Annotated in this window: 24 protein-coding genes; 11 read left to right on the top strand and 13 right to left on the bottom strand. The window is 70.6% G+C overall.

Translation table 11 applies throughout. The features are described 5' to 3' along the window. Window positions 1-90: 90 nt before the first annotated feature. From ACFPIJ_RS57010 to ACFPIJ_RS57000, 3 genes are all read right to left on the bottom strand, one after another. Window positions 91-1,176 (bottom strand): LLM class flavin-dependent oxidoreductase, encoded by a 1,086-nt coding sequence (locus ACFPIJ_RS57010; RefSeq protein WP_380127945.1) that lies wholly within the window; start codon window positions 1,174-1,176, stop codon window positions 91-93. 144 nt (window positions 1,177-1,320) lie between these two features. Then, window positions 1,321-2,190, bottom strand: coding sequence for a LysR substrate-binding domain-containing protein (locus ACFPIJ_RS57005; RefSeq protein ID WP_380127944.1), 870 nt, complete (start codon window positions 2,188-2,190; stop codon window positions 1,321-1,323). Between the two features lie 63 nt (window positions 2,191-2,253). Continuing rightward, a complete protein-coding gene (locus ACFPIJ_RS57000) occupies window positions 2,254-3,051 on the bottom strand; it encodes an arsenate reductase/protein-tyrosine-phosphatase family protein (RefSeq protein ID WP_380127943.1) in 798 nt (265 codons plus the stop codon). Between the two features lie 185 nt (window positions 3,052-3,236). Between ACFPIJ_RS57000 and chrA the strand changes: the two genes are divergently transcribed. The 4 genes from chrA (at window position 3,237) to ACFPIJ_RS56980 (ending at window position 6,304) form a co-directional block, all read left to right on the top strand. Then, window positions 3,237-4,436 (top strand): chromate efflux transporter, encoded by a 1,200-nt coding sequence (gene chrA / locus ACFPIJ_RS56995; RefSeq protein ID WP_380127942.1) that lies wholly within the window; start codon window positions 3,237-3,239, stop codon window positions 4,434-4,436. A 90-nt stretch (window positions 4,437-4,526) separates the two neighbouring features. Beyond that, the gene (locus ACFPIJ_RS56990) at window positions 4,527-4,910 is read left to right on the top strand and encodes a VOC family protein (RefSeq protein ID WP_380127941.1); all 384 of its coding nucleotides are present in this window, start codon (window positions 4,527-4,529) and stop codon (window positions 4,908-4,910) included. Window positions 4,911-5,104: 194 nt separating this feature from the next. After that, complete coding sequence (locus ACFPIJ_RS56985) at window positions 5,105-5,497, top strand: hypothetical protein (RefSeq protein ID WP_380127940.1); 393 nt, start codon at window positions 5,105-5,107, stop codon at window positions 5,495-5,497. Between the two features lie 57 nt (window positions 5,498-5,554). Continuing rightward, on the top strand, window positions 5,555-6,304 hold the full coding sequence (locus ACFPIJ_RS56980) for an SDR family NAD(P)-dependent oxidoreductase (protein ID WP_380127939.1): 750 nt from the start codon (window positions 5,555-5,557) through the stop codon (window positions 6,302-6,304). A 48-nt stretch (window positions 6,305-6,352) separates the two neighbouring features. Here ACFPIJ_RS56980 and ACFPIJ_RS56975 read toward each other — a convergent pair whose 3' ends face one another. The 5 genes from ACFPIJ_RS56975 to ACFPIJ_RS56955 all read right to left on the bottom strand — a co-directional run bounded on the left by ACFPIJ_RS56975 (window position 6,353) and on the right by ACFPIJ_RS56955 (window position 10,323). Further along, window positions 6,353-7,471, bottom strand: coding sequence for a cation diffusion facilitator family transporter (locus ACFPIJ_RS56975; RefSeq protein ID WP_380127938.1), 1,119 nt, complete (start codon window positions 7,469-7,471; stop codon window positions 6,353-6,355). 154 nt (window positions 7,472-7,625) lie between these two features. Then, window positions 7,626-7,946, bottom strand: a complete 321-nt coding sequence (locus ACFPIJ_RS56970; protein WP_380127937.1) for an ArsR/SmtB family transcription factor — start codon at window positions 7,944-7,946, stop codon at window positions 7,626-7,628. 294 nt (window positions 7,947-8,240) lie between these two features. After that, window positions 8,241-8,579, bottom strand: coding sequence for a gamma-glutamylcyclotransferase family protein (locus ACFPIJ_RS56965; RefSeq protein WP_380127936.1), 339 nt, complete (start codon window positions 8,577-8,579; stop codon window positions 8,241-8,243). 74 nt (window positions 8,580-8,653) lie between these two features. Further along, window positions 8,654-9,271, bottom strand: a complete 618-nt coding sequence (locus ACFPIJ_RS56960; protein WP_380127935.1) for a nucleoside deaminase — start codon at window positions 9,269-9,271, stop codon at window positions 8,654-8,656. A 14-nt stretch (window positions 9,272-9,285) separates the two neighbouring features. Then, window positions 9,286-10,323 carry a Rieske 2Fe-2S domain-containing protein gene (locus tag ACFPIJ_RS56955; RefSeq protein WP_380127934.1) on the bottom strand — a complete coding sequence of 346 codons (1,038 nt, stop codon included), beginning with the start codon at window positions 10,321-10,323 and terminating at the stop codon, window positions 9,286-9,288. Between the two features lie 341 nt (window positions 10,324-10,664). Between ACFPIJ_RS56955 and ACFPIJ_RS56950 the strand changes: the two genes are divergently transcribed. The 4 genes from ACFPIJ_RS56950 to ACFPIJ_RS56935 all read left to right on the top strand — a co-directional run bounded on the left by ACFPIJ_RS56950 (window position 10,665) and on the right by ACFPIJ_RS56935 (window position 15,303). Then, window positions 10,665-11,843, top strand: a complete 1,179-nt coding sequence (locus ACFPIJ_RS56950) for a molybdopterin molybdotransferase MoeA (protein ID WP_380127933.1) — start codon at window positions 10,665-10,667, stop codon at window positions 11,841-11,843. Window positions 11,844-12,019: 176 nt separating this feature from the next. Further along, window positions 12,020-13,318: a GAF domain-containing protein gene (locus ACFPIJ_RS56945; RefSeq protein ID WP_380127932.1), complete on the top strand. Its 1,299-nt coding sequence runs from the start codon at window positions 12,020-12,022 to the stop codon at window positions 13,316-13,318. Window positions 13,319-13,395: 77 nt separating this feature from the next. Then, window positions 13,396-14,919: an aldehyde dehydrogenase gene (gene adh, locus ACFPIJ_RS56940; RefSeq protein WP_380127931.1), complete on the top strand. Its 1,524-nt coding sequence runs from the start codon at window positions 13,396-13,398 to the stop codon at window positions 14,917-14,919. Window positions 14,920-14,922: 3 nt separating this feature from the next. Further along, a complete protein-coding gene (locus tag ACFPIJ_RS56935) occupies window positions 14,923-15,303 on the top strand; it encodes a DUF779 domain-containing protein (protein ID WP_380127930.1) in 381 nt (126 codons plus the stop codon). A gap of 133 nt (window positions 15,304-15,436) precedes the next feature. On the opposite strand, the gene ACFPIJ_RS56930 is transcribed toward ACFPIJ_RS56935, so the two are convergent. From ACFPIJ_RS56930 to ACFPIJ_RS56910, 5 genes are all read right to left on the bottom strand, one after another. Then, entirely contained in the window at window positions 15,437-16,063 is a 627-nt protein-coding gene (locus ACFPIJ_RS56930; RefSeq protein WP_380127929.1) for a hypothetical protein, read from the bottom strand. Between the two features lie 393 nt (window positions 16,064-16,456). Next, window positions 16,457-16,822 (bottom strand): Hsp70 family protein, encoded by a 366-nt coding sequence (locus tag ACFPIJ_RS56925; RefSeq protein WP_380127928.1) that lies wholly within the window; start codon window positions 16,820-16,822, stop codon window positions 16,457-16,459. Window positions 16,823-16,874: 52 nt separating this feature from the next. Then, window positions 16,875-17,414 (bottom strand): Hsp70 family protein, encoded by a 540-nt coding sequence (locus ACFPIJ_RS56920; protein WP_380127927.1) that lies wholly within the window; start codon window positions 17,412-17,414, stop codon window positions 16,875-16,877. A 44-nt stretch (window positions 17,415-17,458) separates the two neighbouring features. Then, window positions 17,459-18,319, bottom strand: a complete 861-nt coding sequence (locus ACFPIJ_RS56915; protein WP_380127926.1) for a restriction endonuclease — start codon at window positions 18,317-18,319, stop codon at window positions 17,459-17,461. Between the two features lie 27 nt (window positions 18,320-18,346). After that, window positions 18,347-19,333: a hypothetical protein gene (locus ACFPIJ_RS56910; protein WP_380127925.1), complete on the bottom strand. Its 987-nt coding sequence runs from the start codon at window positions 19,331-19,333 to the stop codon at window positions 18,347-18,349. Between the two features lie 155 nt (window positions 19,334-19,488). Between ACFPIJ_RS56910 and ACFPIJ_RS56905 the strand changes: the two genes are divergently transcribed. The 3 genes from ACFPIJ_RS56905 to ACFPIJ_RS56895 are packed head-to-tail and all read left to right on the top strand — an operon-like array spanning window position 19,489 to window position 26,799. After that, window positions 19,489-20,991, top strand: coding sequence for a hypothetical protein (locus tag ACFPIJ_RS56905; protein WP_380127924.1), 1,503 nt, complete (start codon window positions 19,489-19,491; stop codon window positions 20,989-20,991). Further along, window positions 20,988-21,986, top strand: a complete 999-nt coding sequence (locus tag ACFPIJ_RS56900) for a hypothetical protein (protein WP_380127923.1) — start codon at window positions 20,988-20,990, stop codon at window positions 21,984-21,986. Before ACFPIJ_RS56905 ends, ACFPIJ_RS56900 begins: the two co-directional genes overlap by 4 nt. A 13-nt stretch (window positions 21,987-21,999) precedes the next feature. Next, a complete protein-coding gene (locus ACFPIJ_RS56895; protein WP_380127922.1) occupies window positions 22,000-26,799 on the top strand; it encodes a KH domain-containing protein in 4,800 nt (1,599 codons plus the stop codon). Window positions 26,800-26,821: the final 22 nt, after the last annotated feature.

The raw sequence follows: 26,821 nt of genomic DNA, 5'->3' as shown, positions 1-26,821 counted from the left end.
CTCCTACTATGCCTATCAGACTGATAGGAAATAGCCACGGTGTCCAATGCGGAATCGAGGTCGGCACCGACCACGAAACGCGATCGGTCCTCAGCGATGCGCCAGCTCCTGGCGGACCAGCGGGATGATGTAGCGGCCATAGTCGATCGCGTCGTTGAGATTGTCGTAGCCGCGGATCGAGATGAGGTCGGCGCCCAGGTCGACGTAGTCGAGGATGGCCGCGGCGACTGTCTCGTAGCTGCCGACCAGCGCGGTCGAGGCGCCGGCCGCACCGGTCGCCGTCGCCGTGGGCGTCCACAGTGCACGGTCGTGCACGTCCCGGCGGGAGGCGATCTCCAGCAGCCGCTGGGAGCCGACGTTCGCCGGGCCGCCGGTCGCGCCCCGGCGCTGCGGGCTGGACCACAGGCCGGTGCCGCCGCGCCGCTGCAGGATCTCCAGGATCCGGTGCGCCCGGTCCCAGGCGAGCGCGTCGGTCGGCGCGACGATCGGACGGAAGGTGACCCAGATGCGTGGCGTGTCGGCACGGCCGGCCGCGCGGGCCTCGGCGGTGATCCGGTCGATCTGCTGCCTGGTGTCGGCCAGCGGCTCGCCCCACAGGCCGAAGATGTCGCCGTGCGCGCCGCCCACGCGGTACGCCTCGGCGGACGACCCGCCGACGGAGACCGGGATCGTGCCGTGCACCGGCCGGACCAGCGACACGAAGTCCTCGAAGGCGTAGTACTTCCCGGCGTGGTCGAACGGCACGGTCGAGGACCAGACCTTGCGCAGGATGCCGAGGTACTCCTCCTCCCGCTCGTAGCGCTCCGCCTTGCCCAGCCGGTCGCCCTCCCGGGCCTGCTCGGCGTCACTGCCGCCGGCGATGAGGTGCACGACGGCCCGGCCGCCGGACAGCTGATCCAGCGTTGCCAGCGCCCTGGCCGCGACGGTCGGATACATCGTGTTCGGTCGCAGCGCGATGATCGGCCTGATCCGCTCGGTGAACTGGGTCAGCGCGGCGGCCACCGTGAACGGGTCGTGGAAGGTGGTGTTGTACGGCACCAGCGTGTAGTCGAAGCCGCCGTCCTCCAGGACGCGGGCGTAGCGGCGCAGGAAGTCGACGTCCAGCGCGGGGTCGCCCCGCCCGTTGACCTCGTTGCTGGCGTTGACGTTGATGGCGCTGATGAACTCGACCGGCATGGCTCGCACTCCTCGGTAGGGACGCAACGGCGCCGGATCCCGGCCGCCCGCGTCGCGTCGGCTAAAAGCCTATGAATCCGATGGGAATTCATCCAATTCGGATTGCCGGGCGGCACCAATCGGCAGCCCCGATCGATGCCGGCGTCAGGCGACGCTGCGCAGGTGGGCGCGGGACGCGAAGAACTCGCGGCACACCTCGCCCGCCAGCTCCTCCAGCTCGGGGTCGATCCCCCGGCGGGCCGCGACGTGCAGCCCGACCGTGCCGACCTCCGGCAGCTCGCGCCGCACGACCAGGCCGGCGGGTGTCCGCCCGGTGCTGGGCAGCATCGCGACCCCCAGGCCGGCCCGGACCGCCGCGACCACGCCGTCCAGGCTCGTCGACTCCGCGATGATGACGGCGGGGTGCTCGCCCCCGTCCAGCGCCTGCAACGCCCGCTGCCGCAGTCCGCACGGCTCCTCGAACGCCACCACCGGCCACGCCTCGCCGGCCGCCGGCGGCACGTACTGCGGCGCGGCGTACCAGTGCAGCGGCAGCTCGGTGACCTGGGCGCCGAACGTCTCGGCCCCGGCCAGCACGATGGCGAGATCCACCGTGCCCCGCGCGACCGCCTGGGCCAGTTGCGTCGAGCGGTCGATGCGGAAGCGCACCGTCCGCCCGGGAAAGCCGTGCCGCATCGCGGCCAGCAGCTGCGGCAGCACCTGGTCCGCGGCGTGTTCGGTGCAACCGACCAGGATGCCCCGCTCCGCCACCACCTCCAGGCGGCGCAGCGACTCGTCGTGCACCGCCAGGATCCGTCGCGCCTCGATCAGCAGCGCCTCGCCGTGTGCCGTCAGCCGCACCCCGCGGCCGGCCTTCTCGACCAGCGGCTCCTTGAGCCGCCGCTCCAGCAGCCGCACGTGCTGGCTCACGGTGGACTGGCTCACCCGGATCGCGGCCGCGGCACGATGGAAGCCGCCGCAGTCGGCGATGGCCACCAGCGTCCGAAGATGGACCAGGTCCAGCGGATCAGTCATGACACGTGACTCCACACGGGGAACCTGTAGTAATTACTAGTGAACCTATCGGGAATAGGTACTTTACTGCAGCGATTCACGAATGCCTAGTGCTGCCGGCGACTTGCCGATCGGGCGGCCGCCGAGCTGGTGCAGCAGGAAACCGATCCGTTGCGCGAGCTCGGCCGCCGTGCGGCGGAACGCGGCCACGCCGTCGGGCTGACCGGCCGGGTCGACGGTCGACCAGTGCACGGCGTCGGGAGCACCCGGAAGCGCCGGGCAGACCTCCCGGACCTTGTCGCACAACGTGATGACGTGGTCGAACCGGTCCGCGGCGAACTCGTCCAGATGCTTGCTCCGCGCGCCGGTGAGGTCCACGCCGTGCTCACCCATCACCTTGACCGCGGTGCGGTGCACCGGCTTGGGATGGCTGCCGGCGCTGCGCACCAGCACCCGATCGCCGCCCCGGCTGCGCAGCAGCCCTTCGGCCATCTGCGACCGGGCGCTGTTGCCCGTGCACAGGAACAGCACCGACCCGTCGGCGCCGTCCGGCTGCGGCGGTGGTGCCAGCATCAGCGCCGGATGCAGCGCGCCGCCGGCCCCGGCCAGCAGGTCCGCGCAGCGAGCCAGGTCGACGGCGTAGTAGGTGTCCCGGCCGTCGAAGGAGCTGCGCCGGCCGTGCACCAGGCCACCTTTGCGCAGGAGGCCGAGGTGGTAGGACACCAGGTTCTGCGGTTTGCCGATCAGCTCGGTCAGCTCGGTCACCTGCCGGTCGCTGCGAGCGAGTTCGCCGAGCAGCCGCCACCGCAGCGGATGCCCGGCGAGGCGCAGAAAGTCCGGCGGATCGAAGCCACTGCCGGCCGGGGACTGTCGACGCTGCACACGCGGATAATACATCAAAGCAGTAAGATACATTCCGTCAGGAGTGGTGCGCGGCACCGCGTCATCGCAGGCCGCACGGCGCCGCATCGAGATGTTCACCGAGGCGTCGCCAGGCGGCCATGATCGCCCCGGCCGGTCCGATTACGCTCCGGCGCACCACGGCGCACCCCAGGGAGTGGAACACGGTGACGGCAGCCCAGCCATCCGACCCGGACGACCTCACGACCGGACCCCATCCGCCGCACGTGTCGCTGCGCACGATCATGACGCAGTGGACGCGGATCGGGATCACCGGATTCGGCGGGCCGCCGGCGCACATCAGCCTCCTGCGGCAGCTGTGCGTCACGAAGCGGGGCTGGATCAACGCCCACGAGTTCGAGGACGGCATCGCCGCCACCAACCTGCTGCCCGGCCCGGCCTCCACCCAGCTGGCGATCTTCTGCGCCTGGCGGCTGCGCGGCTGGGTCGGCGGGCTGCTCGGCGGGGTCTGTTTCATCGTCCCGGGCCTGATCGTCATCCTCGGCCTGTCCGTGCTGCTGCTGTCCTGGCACCCGGCCCCGGCAGTGATCGGCGCCGCCGCCGGAGCCGGCGCAGCCGTCGCCCCGGTCGCCGTCCAGGCCGGTGCCAGCCTCGTCCCGGCGAGCTGGCAGCGCACCGGAGCGACCCGCGGCGGGCGGGCGCGGTGGGTCGCGTACGCGGCCGTCTCGGCGGCCGCGGCGATGCTGCTCGGCCCCTGGCTGGTCCTGGTCCTGCTCGCCGCCGGGGTCGTCGAAGCGGCCTGCCAGGGCCATCGCCTCCGAATCACGCGCGCTCCCCTGCCGGGGCTCGCGCTGGCGGGCTGGGCTTCGGTCGGGACCCTCGGCTCGGTGGCCTGGACCGCGCTGAAGGTCGGCGCGCTGTCCTACGGCGGCGGCTTCGTCATCATCCCGCTCATGCGCGCCGACGCCGTCGACCGGCACCATTGGCTGACCGGCGACGAGTTCCTGTACGCGGTCGCGCTCGGCCAGATCACCCCCGGGCCCGTGGTGCAGACCGTCTCGGTCATCGGCTACGCCGCCGCCGGCATCGCCGGTGGCCTGCTCGCCGCCGTGGTCGCGTTCACCCCGTCGTTCGTGTTCGTCCTCGGCGGCGGCCGGCACTTCGACCGCCTCCGCGCCAACCCCGCCGCACAGGCATTCCTGTCCGGAGCCGGACCCGCCGCGATCGGCGCCATCCTCGGCTCGTCGGTGCTGCTCGCCCGCTCCATCTCGCACCCCTGGCAATGGCCGATCCTGGCCCTCGCCGCCATCTGGCTGCTGGTGTTCAAACGTGGCGTCGTCAGTGCCCTCATCGGCGCAGCCGCGCTCGGCGTCGCCGCCGCACTGGTCGGCCTGCCGTTGCACTGAGCCACCGGCGGGGCCGAACTCCGGCAGATCGAGTACATCAAGCTGATTAGATGTATTCTGTGGATGACTGGACACTCCTGGAGGTGCGTCATGACCGACCCGGACCGGCACGCCAGCGTCCGCTACCTGGTCGACGACGTCGCGGCAGCCGTCGACTTCTACACCGCCCACCTCGGGTTCGAACTGCACACCCGCGCCGGGGACGCCTTCGCGGACGTCCTGCGCGGCCCGCTCAGGCTGCTGTTGTCCGGCCCCGCCAGCTCCGGCGCCCGGGCCACACCCCCGGACGCCGCGACACCCGGCCACAACCGCATCCACCTCGTCGTCGACGACCTCGACCGCGAAGTCGACCGGCTCCACACCGCGGGCGTGCACTTCCGCAGTGCACCGATCTCCGGGCCCGGCGGCCGCCAGATCCTGCTCGCAGACCCGGCCGGCAACCTCATCGAACTGTTCCAGCCCGTCGCCCGATAGCGGCGGACCGGCACCGCAACGACAGCCCGTCAGGGTCGTCGACGCATTCGGCCCGCCCGACGGACCGTGCAAATCAATGCCGGTGTCCGCGCCGGATTTCTCATCCCACGGGCGAGATCACAAATGAGTGATTCGTTGTGGGAGATGGCGGACGCGCGATACCGGGCCCGCCCGGTGGGTGCCAGCATCGGTCCATGAGCAGCGGCAAAGGCTTGGCGGAACCGCGCACATCGCGCGCTTGCCGCCGCAGTGTGCCAATGGCGCTCGCTCTGCTCGTGACGCTGGTCGTCGCCGCGCCGCTGTCGGCGGCGCGGGTGCTCCATCTCGCCGTCGGGCATGCGTCCGCGGCGACCGTGACGGTCGACCACTTCGACGAGGACGACGTGGACCACCACGGCAACGATGAACACCAGTTCCTGGACACCGCCATCACACCCGTGCCCCAGCAACGCTCACAGTCCATCGGTGACGCACCGCCGGCATTGGACAAGCCCATCAGCGTTCTTCACACCGTCCCGGACACTCTTGCTCTCCCCTGTGCCCGACGGCCGAGCATCGCACCCACCACCGCGGTGTTGCGACTGTAGGCCGCCGCGACGTTCGAGACACGGTCCCGGTCGATCCGCCCACACAGGAGTCCGAACATGTCCCCAACCGCCGGCCGGCGGTCAGTCCGCCGCGCCATCATCACCGGCATCTCCCGCGGCCTCGGCGCCGCCCTCTTCGACGTCCTCAACGACGGCCGGACGCCACTGCTCGGCATCGGTCGCACCTTCACCGACGCGCAGCACCGCACGGCAGACCAGTCCGACGGCCTCGTCACCTTGCGCACCACCGACCTGTCCGACCCCGACCAGTTGCCCACCCGGGCCGAGCTGACCGCGTTCACGGCAGGGTGCGCCGGCGACGATGAGCTGCTGCTGATCCACAACGCGGCGACGATCGGTCCGATCGGGTTGGTCGGCAGGCTCGACGACCGCCAGGTCCAGGACGCGCTCGCAACGAATCTCCTCGCACCGGCATTGCTCACCAATTCGCTGCTGTACGCCGCGCCGGCAGCGCTGCACACCATCCGCATCCTGTTCATCTCCTCGGCCGCGGCCCATCGCGCGTACGCGGGCTGGGCGACCTACTGCGCGACGAAGGCGGGAGCGGAGGTGTTCATGCGTTGCATCGCCGAAACCGCACCACGACCATGCACCGTCGAGATCATCGACCCGGGTGCGATGGAGACCGAGATGCAGCAGGCCATCCGTACACTCGGCCACGGCCTGCCCGGCCACGAACGCCTCGTTGAACGGCACCGCCTCGGCCAGATCGGCGACGCGAACATCGTTGCCCAGCGCATCGCGTCCGAGCACCTCACTCCACCCGCGGAACTCCTCGGGGCGTGAAGGGCCCGGGAGGTGCCGGTCGGTGAGCACGAAGGGGCGGCGGACCTGTCAGTGGTGCGCCGCCACGGGTTCGTGGTGGATGGCCCGGTCAGGGCCGTCGGGCTCGGCGTGCACGACCGCCGCGGTCAGCCGGGGCACCGTGTGGATGAGCCGATGCTCGGCGTCGTGCGCGACGGCGTGCGCCTCCACGATGGTGGCGGTGTCGGCGACGGCGATCTGGCACTCCGCGCGCAGCTGGTGGCCGATCCACCGCAGCCGTACCTCACCGACGCCACGGACCTGTGGCGTGCCGCGCAGCGTCTCCTCGACCTGGTCGACGAGTTCCGGGTCGACGGCGTCCATGAGCCGCCGGTACACCTCACGCGCGGCGTCCTTGAGCACGAACAGGATCGCGACGGTGATCAGCAGCCCGACCACCGGGTCGGCCCACCGCCAGCCGATCGCCACGCCACCCGCGCCGACGAGCACGGCGAGGGACGTGAACCCGTCGGTGCGGGCGTGCAGGCCGTCGGCGACGAGCGCCGCAGAACCGATCCGGCGGCCGACGCTGATGCGGTACCGGGCGACGACCTCGTTGCCGACGAACCCGATCAGTGCCGCCGCGGCCACGTACCAGAGGTACTGCACGTCGGCCGGGTGACGCAGCCGCTGGATCGCCTCGTAGGCGGCCAGCGCCGCCGAGACGGCGATGAACACCACGATGACGATGCCGGCGAGGTCTTCCGAACGACCGTAGCCGTAGGTGTACCGCCGGGTCGCGGCGCGGCGGCCCAGCATGAACGCGATGCCGAGCGGCACCGCGGTCAGTGCGTCGGCGACGTTGTGCAACGTGTCACCGAGCAGCGCGACGGATTGGGAGTACACCACGACGACGGCCTGCATCACGGCGGTCGCGCCCAGCACGGCAAGGGAGATCCACAGCGCGCGGATCCCCTCCTTGGAGGCCTCCATCGCCGAGTCGACCTTGTCCATGGCGTCGTGCGAGTGCGGCGTCACCACGTGCCGGACCTTGTGCCACCAGCTCGACGGACCCGTCCCGTGGTCGTGCCTGCCGGCACCGTGCCCGTGGTCGCCGTGCTCGTGATCGTTGTGGTCGTGATCGCCGTGGTCGTGGACGTGCGGCTGACCACGGTTGCTGCTCTGGGGCTGGCCCTGCTCGGCGGTCATCGGTGCGCTCCAGGACTGATCGTCGGATGTCGTCCGTCTCGCACTATAGGTGCTCATGTACGCACGCGACAACGCTGCAACTGCCAACCGGCTGCAACAAGCACCTGGAGGCGGCCGCCCGGTCCGGTCAGCGTGGCCTCCGCCCCGGTGGCGCTCAATCGTGGTCGGGTTTGCCCGAGAGGTGATGATCGGCGGCGTGGAGCACCTCGGCGACGAGGCGGCGCACGTGACCACCGCGGGCCCGGTAGAGCACCCGACGCCCGTCCCGGCGGGTGATGACGAGGCCCGCCAGCAGCAGCTTGCCCAGATGCTGCGAGACAGCGGGACGGGCGGCACCGACCGCCGCGGTGAGCGTGGTGACATCGTGCTCGCCGTCGCTGAGCTCCCACAGGAGCCGCAGCCGGGTCGGGTCCGCAAGCATGCGTAGCGCGGTGACCGCGGCCTCGACCTGCGCACCCGACGGCGGCTGTTGCATATTCCTTGCAGGTGCATCAGGCTGGCGTGCTTGCATGAGCGCCAAGTGTGCCACCCTGCCACGGCGGATCGCCACCGTCTCCCGCTCAGCCCACCGATCCCGGCCGCAGGCATCAATACGGGTTGCCGCGGGGCGCGGCGTTCGTTCCACCACCGGGCAAGTACGACAGGGCAGCACAGGCCGAGGCCTGAGCCGGCCCTGGTTGGTGGAACGCTACCCGTGAACCGCGTCCTTGGAGCGGGTGATCGCGGGCCACGCGGTGATCCAAGTCGATCAGGAGGCGTTTCGGCAGGCTCAGGCGGCGGCGCTCACGTACACCCAGGCCCGCACGCCCGAGGCGAGCGACACCAGGATGCGGTGGTAGTCGTCGACCTCGTAACCGTCGGCGGCGACGAGGTCCTCGTCGGTCACGTCGAACACCACACCGGGGACCTGGTCGGTGGGCACACCGGTGGCCACGACGATCGGGTGGTGGGTCTCGCCGCTGACGGCGAGCACGTTCGGGTCGGTGATCTCCAGCAGCCGGGTCGCGTAGCCGGGCAGGGCATCCTCGCGGCCGTCGAGCTCCCGGCCGAAGTTGGCCCGCTGCACCGCCGGATCCCGCAGCGTGCCGTACGAGAAGAGCAGAGGCATGCGGTGATCATCGCACTCCCGAGCAGCTCCTCGACCTCCGGCACCAGCCGAACCGACCGGCGGGAGCAGCCCGGTCACTGGGACAGGGCCGGGGTGACGCCGCGGCCGCCGCCGTTGTAGACGATGACGTCGTCGCGGGCGCCGTACTCGGCGAAGGTGGCGAGGGCCTCGGCGCGCAGGACGTCGGTGTGGACCTCGACGCCGCGGGCCTGGAGTTGTTCCTTCCAGTCGGGGCGCATCGGGCCCTCGTCGAAGCCGGTGAGGTGTTCGACCTCGTCGCCCTCGCCGGCGATGACGAGGCGGGCGACGCCGGACCACAGGACGGCGCCGTAGCACATGGCGCACGGGCGCCAGTTGACGGCGAGCTCGATGGGGCCACGCTCGGGGCCGCCGAGGTTCCAGGTGCCGAGGTGGGCCTGGGCCAGGGACAGCGCGACGACCTCGGCGTGCATCCCGGACAGGCCGCTCGCCAGGACCAGGTTGACGCCCACGGCGATGATTTCGCCGGTACCGGCATCGGTGACCACCGCGGCGAACGGGCCTCCGGTGCCCTCGCGGTGGTTGCGGCCGGCGAGGCGGTGCGCGACCCGCATCCTCTCCTCGGCGTCCGGCAGGACGGGGTCGACGGCGGCCAGCTCAAGAGCGACCCAGTCGGGCAGCTGCGCGCCGAAGCGGGTGGTGGTCATCTGCATGGCGGGACCCCGTTCTACGCGGTGAAGAAGTGGCTGAGGCCGAGGCTGCGCAGGCCGCGCCGGTATGCCACGGAGCTGCGGTCGGCGGCGATGTTGACCTCGATGCGCGGGTCGAGGGGCAGGTTCTCCGGCTGCTGCACCTCGACGATGCGCCGGTCCTCCTCGAAGACCCGCAGGTTGAAGTCGAAGATCTCCTGCGCCGGCTGGCCGGTGTTGAAGTCCTTCGCGATCGGCGCGAACATCCGGGTGCGGCGCGCCGAGACCGGTGCGGCGGCGTTCATGATGCACAGCCGGCCGCCGTCGGGAAAGTGCACGACCAGGGTCGCGGTGAACGGCAGGTGCAGCGCGAACCGGCGCAGCCACAGGAACCCGGGCGGCGCCGGGTTCGGCACGCCGTGCGGGACGTTCGGCACGGTGGACCAGTAGTCGACCGTGAACCCGTCCGCGGTGCTGACCGGGTTGTACGCGGGCACCTCCACGTCGCCGGGGTCGCCGAACGTGTCCAGGTGCACGAAGCCGAAATGGGCCACGTCCAGGAACCCCTCGACCTGCCGCCCGGCGAACGCGGCCACGTCGAACGGCGGGCACGTCACCCGCTGGAAGCCGGGCTCGTCCCAGCCCGGCATCGGCGGCACGCCGTCGTCGGCAGGGCCGGTCAGGGTCGTCCAGATCAGGCCGTACCGCTCGATGACCGGATACGTGCGCAGCTGCAGTCTCGCCGGGATCTTCGCCGTGGGGTGCGCCGGCACCGCGACACACGCCCCGCCGGCCCCGAAGCGCAGGCCGTGGTAGGCGCAGGCGATCGCCGTGCCATCGCCGACGCCGAACGACAACGGCACGCCTCGATGCGGGCAGAGATCGTCGGCGACGACGACGGTGTCACCGGCGCGGTAGACGACCAGTTGCGCGTCGAGCAGCGTCGCCGCGACCGGAGCGGCACCGACGTCCGCACAGCGGGCGACCGGATACCAGGCACGGGCGAGGATGGCCCAGTCGGCCGGCTCGAAGGTGCAGTTGCGGGGCAGCGACGGCGCAGCGTCGACAACGGTCATCGCAATGGCTCCAGTGACGTGCGGAGGGCAGGGTGGACCGCGGGTTCAGCGCTGCGGTTGCCAGCCGTGCGCGACCCGGCCACGGGTCCACGCGCTCTGGTGGGTGCGGCGGCGCACATCGGTCACCTGCACTCACCTCCTCGACGCCTCGTCCCGCCCATGCTGCGCGGGCGGCGTTTCACCGACGTTTCCACGGTGTTGGATCCTGGACGCAGTCGCGGGCGCGCTCACAGCGGCCGGATCCGGTTCGGGAGGTCTTGGTTGCACGCGCGAACCCGGAACGGCACACCGTGGACACCCCGTTGCGGTGCGGTAGCGGCATGCCCGCCGCAGGAGCACAGGTGATCACGCCGATGACGGACCCGCGCCGGCCCGTGGGCCTGCCCTGGGCGCAGGCCCACGCCACCGCGTGGCAGGTCGCGTGGCCGCTGCCGCCGGTGTCGCTGCCGGTCGGCGACGCGGTGCGGCACCTGCTCGCGGCACCGGTGCGGGCGCGCACGGCGGCGCCGGCCTTCGACGCCGCCGCGATGGACGGCTACGCGGTCGCCGGCGCCGGACCGTGGCAGGTCGTCGGCAGGACGCTCGCCGGTGATCCGGATCCGCCGGCGCGGCTGGCGCCCGGCGACGCGGTCGAGATCGCCACCGGTGCCCGCGTCCCCGCCGGTGCCGAGGCGGTGCTGCCGCACGAGGACTGCCACCGGTGCGGTGACACCGTCTCCGGAACGCGGACCACGCGGACCCACATCCGGCGGGCCGGCGAGGACACAGTGCCCGGCGAACTGCTCGCGCCCGCCGGGCGGGTGGTGACGGCGACGGTGGCCGCGGCCGCCGCTCAGGTCGGCGTCGAGCGGGTCCAGGTGCATCCCCGGCCGGACGTGGACGTGCTCGTCACCGGCGACGAGGTGGTCCTGCACGGCCGTCCCGGGCCGGGGCAGGTCCGGGACGTGTTCGCACCCCTCATCACCGCGATCACCGAACGGGCGGGCGGCCGGCTCGGCGCGTACCGCCGCGTCGACGACGACCCGACGGCGTTGCGGACGGCGATCGACACCTCGGACGCTCCGGTCCTGGTCGTCACCGGCTCGTCGTCCGTCGGCGTCGCGGACCACCTCCACGACGTCCTCGACGAGCGGTCGGCGACGTGGCACGTCGACGGCGTGGCGTGCCGGCCCGGGCATCCGCAGGCCCTCGCCCGCACGGCCGACGGACGGTGGGTCGTCGGGCTGCCCGGCAACCCGTACGCCGGGCTGGTCGCCGCGCTCACCCTCCTCGAACCGCTGCTGTCCACCCTCGCCGGTCACCGCCGTCGCCCGCTGCCGGTGGCCCCGGTCTCCGGCACGGCCGGGCTCTACCCGGGCGGATGCCGGATCGTGCCGGTCGAGACGGTCGACGGCGGCGCCCGCATCGTGCCCGGCGCCCGGTCGGGGAGCCTGCGCGCCGCCGCCGCAGCCGACGCGCTCGCCGTCCTCGACGCCGGCTGGGCCACCGGCGCGGCGGCGCCGCTGCTGCGCCTCCCCTGACCTGGGCCCGACCGCATCTACCAGGTCAGGCGGGCACTACGGCCTGCATTTGCCGGGTCGGCATTGCGCGGAGCATGCGCCGGAGGCAAGCTGGTGGCAGAACCCTGGTGGCGGCCTCCGGGTCCGCTGATCGACGCCGGGTTGAAGCGGGGCGGCACGGTCAGTGGCGGGAGCTGATGGGCAACGCATGGCTCGCGGACGTCGGTGCGGACCCGCAGCAGCGGGCCCGCGAGATCGCGGCCGCCCATGAGCGGTTCCTGTCCACGCAGGCCCTGGCCGGGATCGGCCCGGGACTGCGGGATGTGGTGGCCAGGTCGTGGCAGCGTTCGTCGGACGCCCACCTCGGCCAGGAGGTGAGCCCGCCGGTCATCCTCACCGACGATGACCTGGTCGCGTACCGCTCGGCGCACCCCTTGTCCCGGGTCATCGGCGTGCTGCGGCAGCTCGTCGGGGAGACGGCCGACGACGGTGACTATCTGATGGCGGTGTCCGATGCCGCCGGCCAGCTGCTGTGGGTCGAGGGGCACCGGGTCGCCCGGGCCCGCGCCGAGCGGATGAACTTCGTCGAGGGCGCCCGCTGGGACGAGGCGCACGCCGGGACCAACGCGCCCGGCACCGCGCTCGCGCTCGATCATGAGGTGCAGATCTTCGCCACCGAGCACTACCTGTCGTCGGTGCAGGCGTGGACGTGCTCGGCGGCGCCGATCCACGACCCGGTGAGCGGGCGGCTGCTGGGTGCCATCGACATCACCGGAGGGCACGATGTGGCGAGCCCGCTGAGTCTGGCCCTGGTGCGCTCGGCGGCCCGCGCGTCGGAGGCCGAACTCGCCCGGCAGTTCCTCGCGCCGCAGGGTCTGTGGGTGCCGGGGTCCGGGCCGTCCGGGCGGCTCAGCGCGCTCGGCCGGGGCGACGGCACGCTGCACCTCGACGGGCGGGCGATCCGGCTGCACCGCCGGCACGCCGAGATCCTGACGATGCTGGCGTTGCATCCGGCGGGGCTGAGCGGCGAGCAGCTGCTCAGCGCCCTGTACGACGACCTGGCGAACCCGGCGACCCTGCGAGTGGAGCTGAACCGGCTCCGGCACGTCGTGGGTGATCTGCTCGGCTCGCGTCCGTACCGGTTGCGCGGGCAGATCGGCGCCGACTTCCTCGACGTGGCGGCTGCGCTGCGCGGCAACGACATCGCGCGAGCGCTCGCCGGCTACGCGGGGCCGTTGCTGCCCGGCTCGGAGGCGGCCGGTGTCGTGCGGCAGCGGCAGTGGCTGCACACCCAGCTCCGGTCGGCGGTGCTCGCCTCCCCCGACCCCGACCTCGTCCGGTCCTGGGCGGACCACAGCGGCTTCGACGACCTGGAGGTGTGGGAAAGGCTCACCGCCGTCGCGGCGCCCCGCTCGGCGCACCGGGCTGTCGCCACCGCCCGGATCCGTCAGCTGCGCCTCGAGTACGGCCTGAGCGCCGACGCTACATTCATGTAACGTCGCCGAAACTAGGGTGCCGTCACGGCCTGACCGTCCAACGGTGGACGGCGGCAGCTGACGGGAGGTCACCCACAATGACCGATTTCGCCGCGCCCGGCGCGTCCGGCGCGAAGATGAGCTACCAGCCCCGCTACGACAACTGGATCGGCGGCGAGTTCGTGCCGCCGGCGAAGGGCCAGTACTTCGAGAACCCGAGCCCGGTCACCGGCCAGACGTTCACCGAGATCGCCCGGGGCACCGCCGACGACGTCGAGCTGGCCCTCGACGCAGCGCACGGTGCCGCACCCGCCTGGGGGCGCACCTCGGCCGGCGACCGGGCCAACATCCTCAACAAGATCGCCGACCGGATGGAGGCCAACCTCGAGGCCCTCGCCGTCGCCGAGACCTGGGAGAACGGCAAACCGATCCGCGAGTCCCTCGCCGCCGACATCCCTCTCGCGATCGACCATTTCCGGTACTTCGCCGGCGCCATCCGCGCTCAGGAGGGGTCGCTGTCGGAGCTCGACGACGACACCGTCGCCTACCACTTCCACGAGCCGCTCGGCGTCGTCGCGCAGATCATCCCGTGGAACTTCCCGATCCTGATGGCGACGTGGAAGCTGGCGCCCGCGCTCGCCGCCGGCAACGCCGTCGTGCTCAAACCCGCCGAGCAGACCCCAGCCTCGATCCACTTCCTGATGAGCCTCATCGCCGACCTGCTCCCGCCCGGCGTCGTCAACATCGTCAACGGGTTCGGGATCGAGGCCGGCAAGCCCCTCGCCTCCAGCGCGCGGGTCGCGAAGGTCGCGTTCACCGGGGAGACCACGACCGGGCGGCTGATCATGCAGTACGCCTCCGAGAACATCAAACCGGTCACGCTGGAGCTCGGCGGCAAGAGCCCGAACATCTTCTTCGACGACGTCAGCAGCGCCGACGACGACTTCTACGACAAGGCCCTCGAGGGCTTCACCATGTTCGCGCTCAACCAGGGCGAGGTCTGCACCTGCCCGTCGCGGGCGCTGATCCAGCAGGGGCACTACGACCAGTTCCTGCACGCCGCGGTCGAGCGCACCCAGCGGATCGTGCAGGGGCACCCGCTCGACCTGGCCACGATGATCGGCGCGCAGGCGTCCAACGACCAGCTGGAGAAGATCCTGTCGTACCTCGACATCGGCCAGCAGGAAGGCGCCAAGATCCTCACCGGCGGCGCCCGCGCGGAGCTGTCCGGCGAGCTGGCCGGCGGGTACTACGTGCAGCCGACGATCTTCCAGGGCAACAACGCGATGCGCATCTTCCAGGAGGAGATCTTCGGACCCGTGGTCTCGGTCGCGCCCTTCGCCGACTTCGACGACGCCATCAAGATCGCCAACGACACCCTGTACGGCCTGGGCGCCGGCGTCTGGACCCGCGACGGCTCCACCGCCTACCGGGCCGGCCGGGCCATCCAGGCCGGTCGCGTGTGGACCAACTGCTACCACGCGTACCCGGCGCACGCCGCCTTCGGCGGCTACAAGGGCTCGGGCATCGGCCGGGAGAACCACAAGATGATGCTCGATCACTACCAGCAGACCAAGAACCTCCTCGTCAGCTACTCCCCCAAGAAGCTCGGCTTCTTCTAAGCCATGGCTTCGCTTTCCCGCGTCGAGGTCACCGAGGCCGCCGCCGAGCTGCTGCGCAAGCTGTACGCGGCGAACGGCCCGCTGATGTTCCACCAGAGCGGCGGCTGCTGCGACGGCAGCTCCCCCATGTGTTACGTCGACGGCGAGTTCCGCACCGGCGGCTCCGACGTGCTGCTCCAGTCGCTGCGGATCGACGGCGTGCCGGAGCCGGTGACGTTCTGGATGTCGGTCGCGCAGTTCGAGACGTGGCGGCACACCCACCTCACCGTCGACGTGGTCAAGGGGCGCGGCGGCGGGTTCTCCCTCGAGGCCCCCGAGGGCGTCCGGTTCCTGATCCGGTCCCGGCTGCTCACCCCCGAGGAGAACGCCGTGTTCAACCCGTAGACCCGTCCGGGTGCGACGACCCCCGCGTCGCACCCGGCCGGCCCATGATCTCGACAGCAGCCCGGCAGGCCTCATTGCACCGATGGCACGCGCGCCGTGCCGGGGCGCGGCCTTCCCGACCGATGGCCCGGAACTACGCGCGCCGGAACGTGGCCCTGTAGTTCGAACCGTCGTCGCCCGTCCAGACCAGTGTGGTCGCGTCGCACGTGTACGACGCACCGCAGTTGCCTTCGCTGAACAGCGTCCACGACGTGCAGTAGCCCGCGGCGAAGTCGCCGACGCCGTCGTGTTGCAGGAAGAAGAACTTGCCGTCGTAAGCGCGGAACTTGAACTTCTGGTACGGGTTGTTGGTCATGTCGGAGACGTCCGGATCCGTGGCTCGGTACCTCACTGGCGAGGTGTTGCCGTAGATGCCGTCCTGGCCGCTCAGGGTCAGGTGTACTCCACTGCTCTCCCAGGCGCCGATGTCCTCAGCGGTCGCGGTCCAGTCGCCGGTCACGCACTCGTCGACCCGGGTGGCGTACGCCCGGCTCATGGTGGCGGCAGTCAGCACAGTCACCAGAACGGCTGCGATCGCCGAGGACGACACGACCAGCCATCGCTGGCTCGGGGTGCGCTCACGCAACTGGATTGCCACGTTCACGACGCTCAGGAGCGACAACACCGCACCGACGGCGGCAACGGCCAGCGCGACCCCGGAGAAGCCGTTCCGGTACGCGGTCGTCGACGCCGCACCCAACAGCACCAGACCTGGGATCACCGGGCCCACCGCCCGGCCGGTCCCAGACCGCGCAACAGTCCGCAGCGCCCGGGCGACATGCCCCGGCCATGCAGACCGGGACCGGGTCGGTAGCGCCGGCGTCGCCGCAGGGACCGCAGGCGCGACGGCGGGAACTTGCGCGGCAGGTCCTGCTGGCGTGGCCGACGACGTAGGCACGCCGATGGCGGGTCCGTGTACGCTGCCGTGCGCGACCACCAGTTCGGGCTGTTCGATGACGACCGGCGCAACACCCAGTGCGCGGTGGATCAGCGTGGCCACCAACGGGATCCGGCTCGATCCGCCTACGAGAAACACGCCGGCCAGCCGGTCGGCGGTGACGCCGCTCGTGAACAGCGTCGCTGTGGTGAGCGTGAGGGTCCGGTCCAGGTGAGGTCATGCGAGCTCCTCGAATTCCTCGCGGGTGACGTGGATGTCCCGGTCCAGGAACGGCACCGGCATCCCGGTGGTGCTGCCGCGGGTCAGCTGCTCCTTGACTGCACGGGCGTCGTCCCACAACTGGCGGCGGGCCCGGTACTCGGCTGTGGTGCTCGGCGCGACCATGCGTTGCCACTGCTCGTCCTCGCCGACCAGTGTGCCGACACGTTTCACGATGGCCTCGTCGAGGTCCAGGCCGCCTACGTCGTCAAGTCCGGCCGCCGCTACGACGTCCCAGCCGTTGTCGGCCCGCCGGCGCACCACGGAGATGTCGAACGTGCCGGCGCCCAGGTCGTACACCACCAGCGCTTGACCGGCCTGCACCTGGTGGCCCAGCACAGTGGTGAATAGCCCGCCGCCGCGATTGGCTCTGCGATCAGTGTGACCTCACCCCGAGGCCGGCCGACATCGCGGCGGCCGCCAGCAGCGACTGGCGCGGTTGTGCCCAGGCCGCCGGATGCGTCAGCACGACCTTGGACGGGCTGGCACCGAGAACACGCCGCGCCTCCTGGCGGACGCGGCCCAGCACCGCTCCGACCGCTTCGATGACGGGGATCTCTGCGGATCCGAGCAGCAGCACACCGTCATCGATGCGGCGCTTGGGATTCGGTTCGTACGGCGCCGGGTTCATCCGGGCGGCTCGCTCGCCGTCCCGCCCGACAAGAAGCTTGCCGTTGTCCGCGTACACCCCGGAAGCCAGCAGCGGCGACGAGTCGAAGAGCAGCGCCTCGCTCCGGCCGTCGGGAAATACCACGCTGGCAACGGTGTGTGAGGTGCCGAAGTCAATGCCGAGCACTGAAGTCACGCCGCGACGGTATTTGGCGCTGTGCCCGAACGGCACGGCCGACCCGACGGACGAATCAAGCCGGATGGTCAATTGCCGGCGCTTGATGCCGTCCTGACTTCCGGAAAGCACTGCGCCATGGCGCAGGGCGCCTCTGAGCGGTGTGCCACCTCCGACTAGATGTCCCGCGTTCCAGGAATCTGCGGTGTCCAGAGGGATCTCGGGACCCAGAGCCACGTCAATCGGCCCGCCGAAACGGCAGAGTTCAACGCTATGACGATCACGATGCCCACCGCCGCACCGACGACTGCGCCGACGCCCGGGGATCCGTCTGCCGGTTTGCCGCCCACTACCGCCCATAGGAGGTTCTGGATACTGATGGAGGCCAGCAGGACGGTTCCGATCACTCCTGCCGTCGTGACGATTGTTCGCCGTTGCGCACTGCTGTCGGTTGGGTCGCCTTGAGCTGATCGTCGGGACGCTTCTCTCCCGACGGCGAAGAGGACCGGGCCAGCTATCGTGACGGCGGCCGGCGTGAAGAGGACTACAGCGATCTTCCTGGATGTACTCCACTGCTGCCATCTGGATCTCGACGGCGTGGGGACACCAGCGGACGACACGGCACCGGGATGAGGATCCCATCGTTGCCCAGGCCCGGCGAGTAACGCCAGGTGCTTCGCGAAGTCGTTGACAGCATTTGGAATGAGGCCGGGTCCGAAGGTGAACAATGCGATGCGAGCTTCGGTTGCATACGCGACGGCGGCAGGCGTGTAGCCGTTGAGGCTGAAGAACAATGCCGTGGCTACGTTGAACGAGGCTCCTCGTAGACGTTGCAGGTCAGGACGTCCCACCGGCGTCGCCAGGGCCTTCACTTGCGCGGCGGCCCCAGTTGCCACCACGTCCAAGCCGCCGTCTGCGCCCGCGCTGGTCGTCACGGCGTCAGTGAAACCAATGGTGTGCATGAACTGCAAAGCCGCCTGTTCTGCGCTCTGCCACAACGTCTGCTGCCCGAGGTAGCCGTTGTCGTTCGCTGTCATGTGCCTTCCCACGATCGGCGTTGCTGCTCAGCTGAGTTGGTGGGGTTCGTTCAGCAGGATGACCTCGTCACGTTCTTCCGCTTCGACCCAATAGCGAAGGATGACGACCGACGGGTTCTTGTCGCCGGCGGTGTCCGTCGCGAAACGCATCTCGTACTCCACGCGCACGCCGGCCTCCGAGAGGTTGCGGAACTCGTTCTCGAATCTCGCGAAGACGCTGGTGTTCATCCGCTCGTTCTGCCCGAACAGTGCCGGTCCCGAGGGGTATCCGCCGAGGCTGACCGCTCCGGAGTGTCCACCGACCAGTTTGCCCATGGCCTCGGTGGCCGTGGCCTGCGCCTCTCGGCCGACGTTCCGCTGGATGGAGCGGTGGCGGGGAGCGGCCGGCGTGTAGTGGGCGATTCCGCGCATATAGGCGAGTTGGCCGGCCTCGTCCGTGACGTAGACGTAGTCGCCGTAGTCGTACGCCGTGTGGGGTTGTACGTCCGCGGGACGCAGAGGCCGGTCGAGGTGGAGCGTCTCGCGCCGGGTGATTGTCAGCTCGGGCGGCACGATGGCGGCCCCGTCAAGTCGCACGTCGATGGACGGCCGCGCACTGGCCGGTGACGTACGGGTCGTCGGTTGACGGTCTGGCCTGGCCGAAGCGGGCACGCCAAGGCTGCGGCGGGCGAGGCGGTCGTGGACGGTGGACGTTTCCGGGACCTTCGTCCGTGCCTCGCGGCGGACCTTCTCAACGGCCCTTTCCAAGGCGCGCAGGACGGTCTTGTCGACGCCGGGGATGCGACGTGCGGCCTGGAGCGCGTTCTCGGCGTCGCGCACCGCCTGTGTTGCCGACTGCTGCGAGCTCGCCGCGTTGACTGCGCTCTCCGCCGCCGCGATGGCGAGGCGCGCCACCTGCTCGAGTTCGGTACGGCGGGACGCAGGCATCGGTGCCGAGGCGTGCACCGGGTGTGCCGGAGCGGTGGGTGCACTCTGCAGCCCGGCACGGGAGACCATGTTGTTTCCGCAGGCCATGGCGCTCCCCCTATCCCAGCAGTTCGAGCAGTCTGACATTTCCGTTGCCGATCCGCTACCAACCGAGTGTCCCGCACGGGGTGGGCGGACAGGCGATTGCTTCCGTGTGGAAGCCGCTTTCAGGATGGTGGCTCTACCGGCGCGAGGAGCGGTTCTTGTCCGACGACGTGATGACGCACCTCGCTGAACGCGGCCTTACCGCACCCGGATCGTTGCTCGAGGTGTACGAGGAGCAGTGGCCCTCGGCGGTTCGGGAACTGGTGTACCGGCCTGGCACCCCCGAAGGCCGGCCTTCGATGCGATGGGCTGAGGACCTGATCGGTGGCAGCTCATGGCCATTGTTGCCGAATCTGGTGCCGATCATGCCGGTCGACGAGCGCTCATTCGCCTGTGTCGTGGTCTCCGATCTCGGCGAGGAGCCACTGCCCGGCGAGGGTGCCGTGGTGCGGTGGCATCTGGACGTTCGTGCGGACGAGCATCAGGCGGCGTTGTTGGACACCGACTGCCACCTGTACGTAGCGTCGGTTGCTGACGAGCTCGCGGCCCGCGAGGAGGGCCTGCGACGTGTTCTTGACGAGATCGGTCCGGCCTATCAGGAAACGTATCTCGCCAATGAGAAGCGGCCGCGGGACTTCGTCGTGCGGCCGGTCCGGATCGCCTGTCAGAACGTCATCGTCGCGCTGGCCGCATTCGCGCAGGACTCTTCGTTCGACGGACTGGCGGTGGTCGCCTGGCAGACCTGCGAGGTGCCGCATGTGGGCACGCATGAGGCGAACCGGGCCCTTGCCGCGCTGACGCTCTGTGACGCGTTTCAGAGCGGCGGCACCATGGAGATCCGTTTCGACCGCCCTGCGAGCGTCCAGATTCACGGTGCGCGCCGGTCGTACCCGGGCCATCCGGAGCGCCGTGTCCCGGCCAGCCTTCGCCGGTACGGGCGGACCGTGGGTGTCGAGCTCGGCGTCGAGGACCCGGCCGCAATCAGCCCCGCCGAGGCGCGTGAGCTGTTCCTCGCCGTCACACCGATGCCGGACGACCTGCGCGACCGGGTCGCGGAGGCGATCTCACTGCGCGGCCTCGCGCCCGAGCGGCTGTGCTACGCACTCATGACGGGGACGTGGAGCCCGGTCGAACTCGACTTCCTGCTGGCCGGCAGCGGCCGGGTCGCCTCCATCATCGCTGGTGGGGCGCCGTGGACGGACCGGTCGGCGCGCCAGGCCGAGACGGAGGCGTGCCGGGCTGCGCTGCTGTCCGGCATGCTGTTCAACCGCTTCAACAACCGGGACCAGGCCGGCACGTCCGGCGCGGTACGGGTCCTCGAGGACGATCGGTTGGGTGTGCGCTGGTCGTGTCTGCCGGACGAGGGTGCGGTCCGGTTCAGCAATCTGGACGTCACCGCGCCGCTGCCGTGGCTGCGGGGCCGCACGATGCCCGGTGGTGAAGAGCTCACGGTGGTGCCGCGCGGCACGTTCGGGACAGGCACGGCAGAGACGCTCGAACGGCTGGCCGTATACGGCGCCGTCGCGCTCCTGCTGCCGTTGGACGTGGCCGAACCGCAGGTCCCGGAAGGAGTCATGGTGTTGCGCTGCCCCGACCGGCTGGCCGACCTGGACAAGGCCATCGAGGCCAAGCTGCTCACCGCGCGGATCTCCCGCGGATGACCATCGAACGCACGGTCCTGGTCACAATTGCAGTTTCCGACGACATCGACGGCCTCCTGCGGGACGTCGCTGCGGCGCGCCGACGGGCGGAGAAGGCCGATCCTGGCGACCGGGACGACGTCGTTCGCTACGAAGCGCTGTGCGCTCGGCTCGAGTCGACCGCCATGGAGATTGCGTCCGCCGGTCGCGCCCCCGTGACGGCGGCTGAGGCACCGCCGGATCCGTTTGTACGCCGGGGAAACGTGGTCGACGTGTTCGTGACTCAGCCGCTCGAGGCCGGCACGGCACAGTGGACGTGGGACGCCGCAGCCGGCGTTGCACCCGCGGCCGAGGCGTGGCGATCGCAGAGCGGTTCGGGTGGTCGCCGCGCGGTGGAGGAACGGTTCCGTGGACAGATCGAAGCTGCCGTGTCGGACGCGGCGACCGATCGCTCCGCGGCGCTGAGCCCGAGCGGCGTAAACAACAGGGTCATCACCGAGGTACTGCGCCAGTTCGTGGCCGGCGATCCCGGCCGGCGTCGCGACGTTCCGGTCGTGTACCGCGACGGGTCGGCGGCGTCCGCACCGTTCCCCCTGCGGTGCCTGCGGCTGCTCGACGAATCCTCCGGACCGGTCGACCTGGAGTTGCGGCTGGCGCTGTTGTCGATCCGGCACACCGAGATGGACCCGGTCATTGACGGCGCTTGGCTGCGCAACGCCGACGTTTCCCGCCCGCGTCCGGCCGGGCAGACCGACGACTTCGTCTACCGGGCGAGTGTTCAGCAGCTCGACGCGCTGTTCGGCGATGGGGTGGACCGGTTGCGGATCATCATGTTCCAGACCGGCCTGGACACCGCGGTCGTCGGGTTCTACCGCGCGGTGGTCGACCGCCTGCTGCGTCGGCCGGGTTCGCTCGAGGTCGTGCCGATGTTCTACGCCGCAGGCGGCGGCGATGCGGGGGCGACCGTGACGCAGAGCGCGAACTTCGAACCCGGCGCCGTCTGGGCTGCCGGCTGAGACGGGGACTGCGATGACACAGCCAGGGGACCGCGGCTCGTCCAGCTCCCAGATGCGAAGCGCCGCGTGCAAGGACTGCCTGCGGGAGTACCGCGCCGGGCTGCGTGGTGAGGACGAACTGCGGTTCGTCTACAACGAGGGGGCCGCGCTCGCCAAGGTCGATCGTGGGCAGAGCCGGTCCGACCGCTGTCCCGAGCACCGGGGCAAGCATCGGCTCAACACACAGGGCATGGCGGTGCCGTACATCGATCTGGAGACGATCGGTGAGGTGGCCGATCGGGACAACCCGACCGGGCCGTTCGGTGGGCTGGGCCCGCTGCCGGGGGTGCACGAGCAGCGGGATGGCTCGGTCGATCTCGGCACGTTCGGGTTCGGCATGGAGGACCGCGACATCCGCCAGATCCTCACCTATCTCGCCGATCCCCGGACCCGGATCGTGGTCGTGAAGGCCGGCACCGGGACCGGAAAATCCACTTACATGCCGTACCGGCTGCTCGACCCGCCGGCGGACGCCCCGATCCGCCTGGCCGATCTCGGCCCGATCGTCGTCACCGAGCCGCGGGTGCAGGCGACGACCGGTGTGGCCGGTTTCGTCGGTACCAAGATGTCCGGCGCGGGTGGCGTCGGTCCGGGGTTCCCGGTCGGTTTCCAGGTCAGCGGCTCGCGCGCCCACGACGAGTCTTGCCAGCTCATCTACGTCACCGACGGCACTATGATCAACTGGTTGCGTGAGGGCAGGCTGAGCCGCATCGGGACGGTCATCGTCGACGAAGCTCACGAGCGGTCGACGAACATCGACTTCATCATGGGGTACCTGAAGCGGGAGATCGACCGGTACCCGCACCTGCGGGTGATCATCACGTCAGCGACGTTCAACGAGGAGTTCTACCGCGAGTATTTCGGCGGCCACGGCCAGGTCGAGGTCGTCAACGTCCCGGCGGTCAAAACCATCGGGTACGGCTTTCCGCTGTTCAGTGAACTGGACCGCGAGGAGAGGGCCGGCCAGGGCGAGCGCTGGCAGGCGACGTTCGGCGCGGACATGCCGCTCGGCCAGGACTACGACGAGGCAGCGTTCGTCGGGCGGCACTTCACCCACCACGCCCCGCCGTTGAAACGCGACGAGGTCAGCGACGCAGCCGCGAACGATGTGGGCTGGGCCGAGGACCTCCACAAGACGACCCGCAGTCTGCTGCCGCTGCGCTGGAGCCGGGTGATCCCGGCACATCTGTGGAAGGAGCAGATGCCGGGTGCGCTGGGCCGGTTCGTCGTCGAACTGGCTGCCGGTCTCGACGAGGCCGGCATCTACGGTGACATTCTGGGCTTCCTGCCGACCGCGAAGTCCATCGACGAGGCCGTCGCGATCATCAAGGACGGTGTGGGTGACACCGCGGACGTGTTCGCGCTGCTGTCGAGCCTGCCCGTCGAGGAGAAGGAGGATGCGCTCGCCGCCCGTCGCAAGGGTGACCGTCGCAAGATCGTGGTCTCGACGAACCTGGCGGAGACGTCCCTGACGGTCGAGGGGGTCCGCTTCGTCGTCGACTCCGGCCTGATCGCCCAGTCGGACTGGGACCCGGAGCTCGCTCAGGGCGGCATCCCGACCATTCCGCACAGCCGCGCCGGTATCCGGCAGCGCTGGGGACGGGTCGGCCGCAAATCGCCGGGGTGGGTGTTCCCGCTCTACTCCAAGGAACAGTTCCTCGAGCTTCCCGAGGACACCCCACCCGGGTCCACCCGCGACAGCCTCGAACAGTTCGTCATGACCGCGAAGATGGGTGGCATCGACGACGTGGTCGGGTTCCCCTGGCCGGCCGCGTTCGAGCCGAAGACCGTCGAGCTCGACGAGTCGGCCCGCGCGGCCCGTGACGTGTTCGTGCGTGAGCTCCAACGCGCGGCACAAGCGCTCGGCACGTCGGGGGCGATCGACGCGCAGGGCGACCCGACGTCGTTCGGCAAGGAACTGTCACGCTCCCCAGGCCTGGGCTCCACCGCAAGCGCGATCGCGATCATGTACGCCGACCGGCTCGCCTGCGTACCCGAGGTCGTCACCATCCTGGCACTGCTGGAAAGCAAGTCGATCGTCGGCTCGAAAGGTATCCTGCTCGATTCGCCGAGCTGGCCCGACGAGTGGCGCTACGAAGCGGCCGAACGCCATCGGGCGTTGTCGTCCGCGTGCCAGGACGACGCCGAACTGGTCCTGCAGGCCATGGCGGTCTGGGAACGCAGCGACTCCGACTCCCCTCCGTGGGTCGACTCCCCCGCCCGCCGCCTCTGGGCGGACCGCTGGTGGATCAACCACGACGTGCTCCTTGCTGTCGCGGTGAAACGACGCGAAGTCCTCTCGGCGCTGTCACCGGCGATGAAGGAGGAGGTCAAGCGCTTCGTCGAGCCCGCGTTGATCGGTCGGGCGCGCGGTGTCATCACCCGGGCCATGGGTTCGCTACGCCACCGAAAGACCGGCTCAGGAGAGTACGCGGCAGTGGAGCCTCCGCCGGGTGAGCCTGCAATCGCCGTCCTCGCCCCGAACGTCATGGCCGAAGCGAACGACATCATCCCCCTGGCCCGCCGCAAGGACCGGCGCACCGGCAACACCGTGCTGTCCAACATCGTCACCGTCGAGCAGTGGGCGCTCGCCACGGACGACTCGGCCACCTCGGACAACGCGGAGATGATGCGACTGCTGAAACTGGCGGCTGTCCACGCTCGCCCGGACGGGACCCGCGACGTGCTCAGCAGCCTCCAGCACGTGTGGCCGGCCGGCGCCCGCCTGCGTCTCAGGTTCGGTCGCGGCGACGACAGCATTCCGGTCGTCGACACGGCCCTCGCCATGATCGCGCCGTCCGGCCTGCCCGCGAAGCCGGAGCCGGAGGCGGCCGGGGATGACGCCACCGCCACGGACGCGCAGCCCGAACTCGACACGAGCTGGCCGTCGCCCGTTGCGCTGACCCCCGACCCGGACGTCGTCAACGCCCGCGCGCTCCTGCACGTCGAGCGGCTCGAGACGCTGACTCGGGCGTGCGACGTCTGCCACCGGTGCCTGGCCGGGGAGCCCGAGAACTGCCTCGACCCGCTGCACACCGCGGAAGCACACGCGACCGACGAACTCGAGGCCTGGCGGAACCGTGCCTCCCGCCGGCCCGACGTCAGCCACCCGCGCGCCGTCGTCGTCGGTGGCGAGATGCTCGACGAACAGTGGTATGAGATCGTCGGCTACGACCTCGACCACGGCGTGCCCTGTCTGATCCTGCGCCAGGACTGGCGTCCGCCGGGCACCGCCTGGGCTCCGGCTGTCCACCCCGGGGCAACCGCCGGTGAAGCCGTCGAGGTCGTCGTCGGTGACCTCGTCCACGACCATCAGGGCGAGTTGCGTGTCTTCCACCGGGCCGACGGCCTCGGGCGGTTCGTGCTCCGGGAGGCCCACTACAAGCCCGAACACCAACTCGAGCACCGCCAGCTGGCGATGTCGCTCAACCGGCGGATCCCCGGCCTGCTCCGCAACCTCACCCCGGGCCAGCGTCTCACCGGACGCGCGATCCCCCGAACACAGCCCGGTTGCTTCACCATCACCTTCCTGGAAACGCTTCACGCACACTGGCAGACCGCCACGCACGAGGAGTACTTCTACCCGGCGATCGCCGTGACGGCGCCCAACGACGCCGGGTACGTCCAGTTCGAGTTCCTCGTCCACGACCCAGACACGGGCATCACGCACACCGCGTCGATGCAGATGACCGACGTGTTCCCGGAACCGGTGCGGATCGGTGACCCGGTGGCCATCCGCGTCGGCACCGATGTCGCGCGGCTCGGTGTCGGCGGCCGGCTCCTGGCTCCACTGCTCGAACTGGCCGACCGGCACAGATCCGCGTTCTACCCACTGCTGAAATCCGACGAGGCGATCACCGAAATCGCGGCCCGGGATCTGACCCTGAACGTCCGCGGGCCGCTGGACCGCGACATTGCCGAGACCCTCGCGGCGCTGGACCCGGCGCCGGAATGGCAGGCGGACTGCTGGCTCTTCTGGGCGCGCAGCCACCACCTACGCACCTACCCGGGCGACGTGCGTCCCGGCAGCGCCGTCGACCGGATCGTGCAGCCGGTCACCGCTCCGGCGACCACCGCTCCCGGAGAGCCCATCGTCGTGGTACGCGCCCAACCCGAACCATTCCGCATCGCCTCGCTGCGCCGCCAGTCCGCGCGGCTCCGCGCCGACCTCGGCGCGACCGCGCTCGACGTGGACGGGTCGGAGATCGTCGCGACATTCGGCTCGGCCGAGGCCGCCGAGACCGGCACGAAACTGCTCCAGGCGGTGCTCAACCTTCCCGCCGCCGCCATAGTCGTTCCTCGCGACCAGGTCGGTGCGGTCATCGGCAAGGGTGGGCAGAACCTCAACGCGCTGCGAGCGACAGCCGGCCTCCTCGGCTGCGACCTGGACAACGACTCAGGCGAACTGGTCGCGATCGGCACGGCAGACGCCGTACGCGACGTCGTCGCCGCCGTCCTCGCAAAAGCCACCACCGCCACCGGCCTGCTGCACCTTGCCTCACCCGGCGACGTCGGCGCGCTGATCGGCCGGGGCGGCAGCGTCGTGAAGGACCTGCGGGAGCGGTCCGGCCTACGACGCGCCGACTTCGGCCGCGGCACCACTGCCGCCACGCTCGGCCCGGGACCGATCGCTGCGATCGAGGAATTCATCCGCCTGGCCGCCGAGATCGTCCCGACGGTGCGCGGCGAGCTGGTCGACGCGCGGATTCCCTCGGTCACTGATCTCGTCAGCGGCCAGTCGATCACCAACGTGGTGGAGCACAGGTTCAGTTGACCGTTGATTTGAAGAGGAGTGC

Source organism: Dactylosporangium cerinum, from assembly GCF_042653625.1.
In the GTDB taxonomy this organism is placed as follows: domain Bacteria; phylum Actinomycetota; class Actinomycetes; order Mycobacteriales; family Micromonosporaceae; genus Dactylosporangium; species Dactylosporangium cerinum.
Note: the sequence above shows the minus strand (reverse complement) of the source record. Positions and strands in the feature narration are given on the sequence as shown.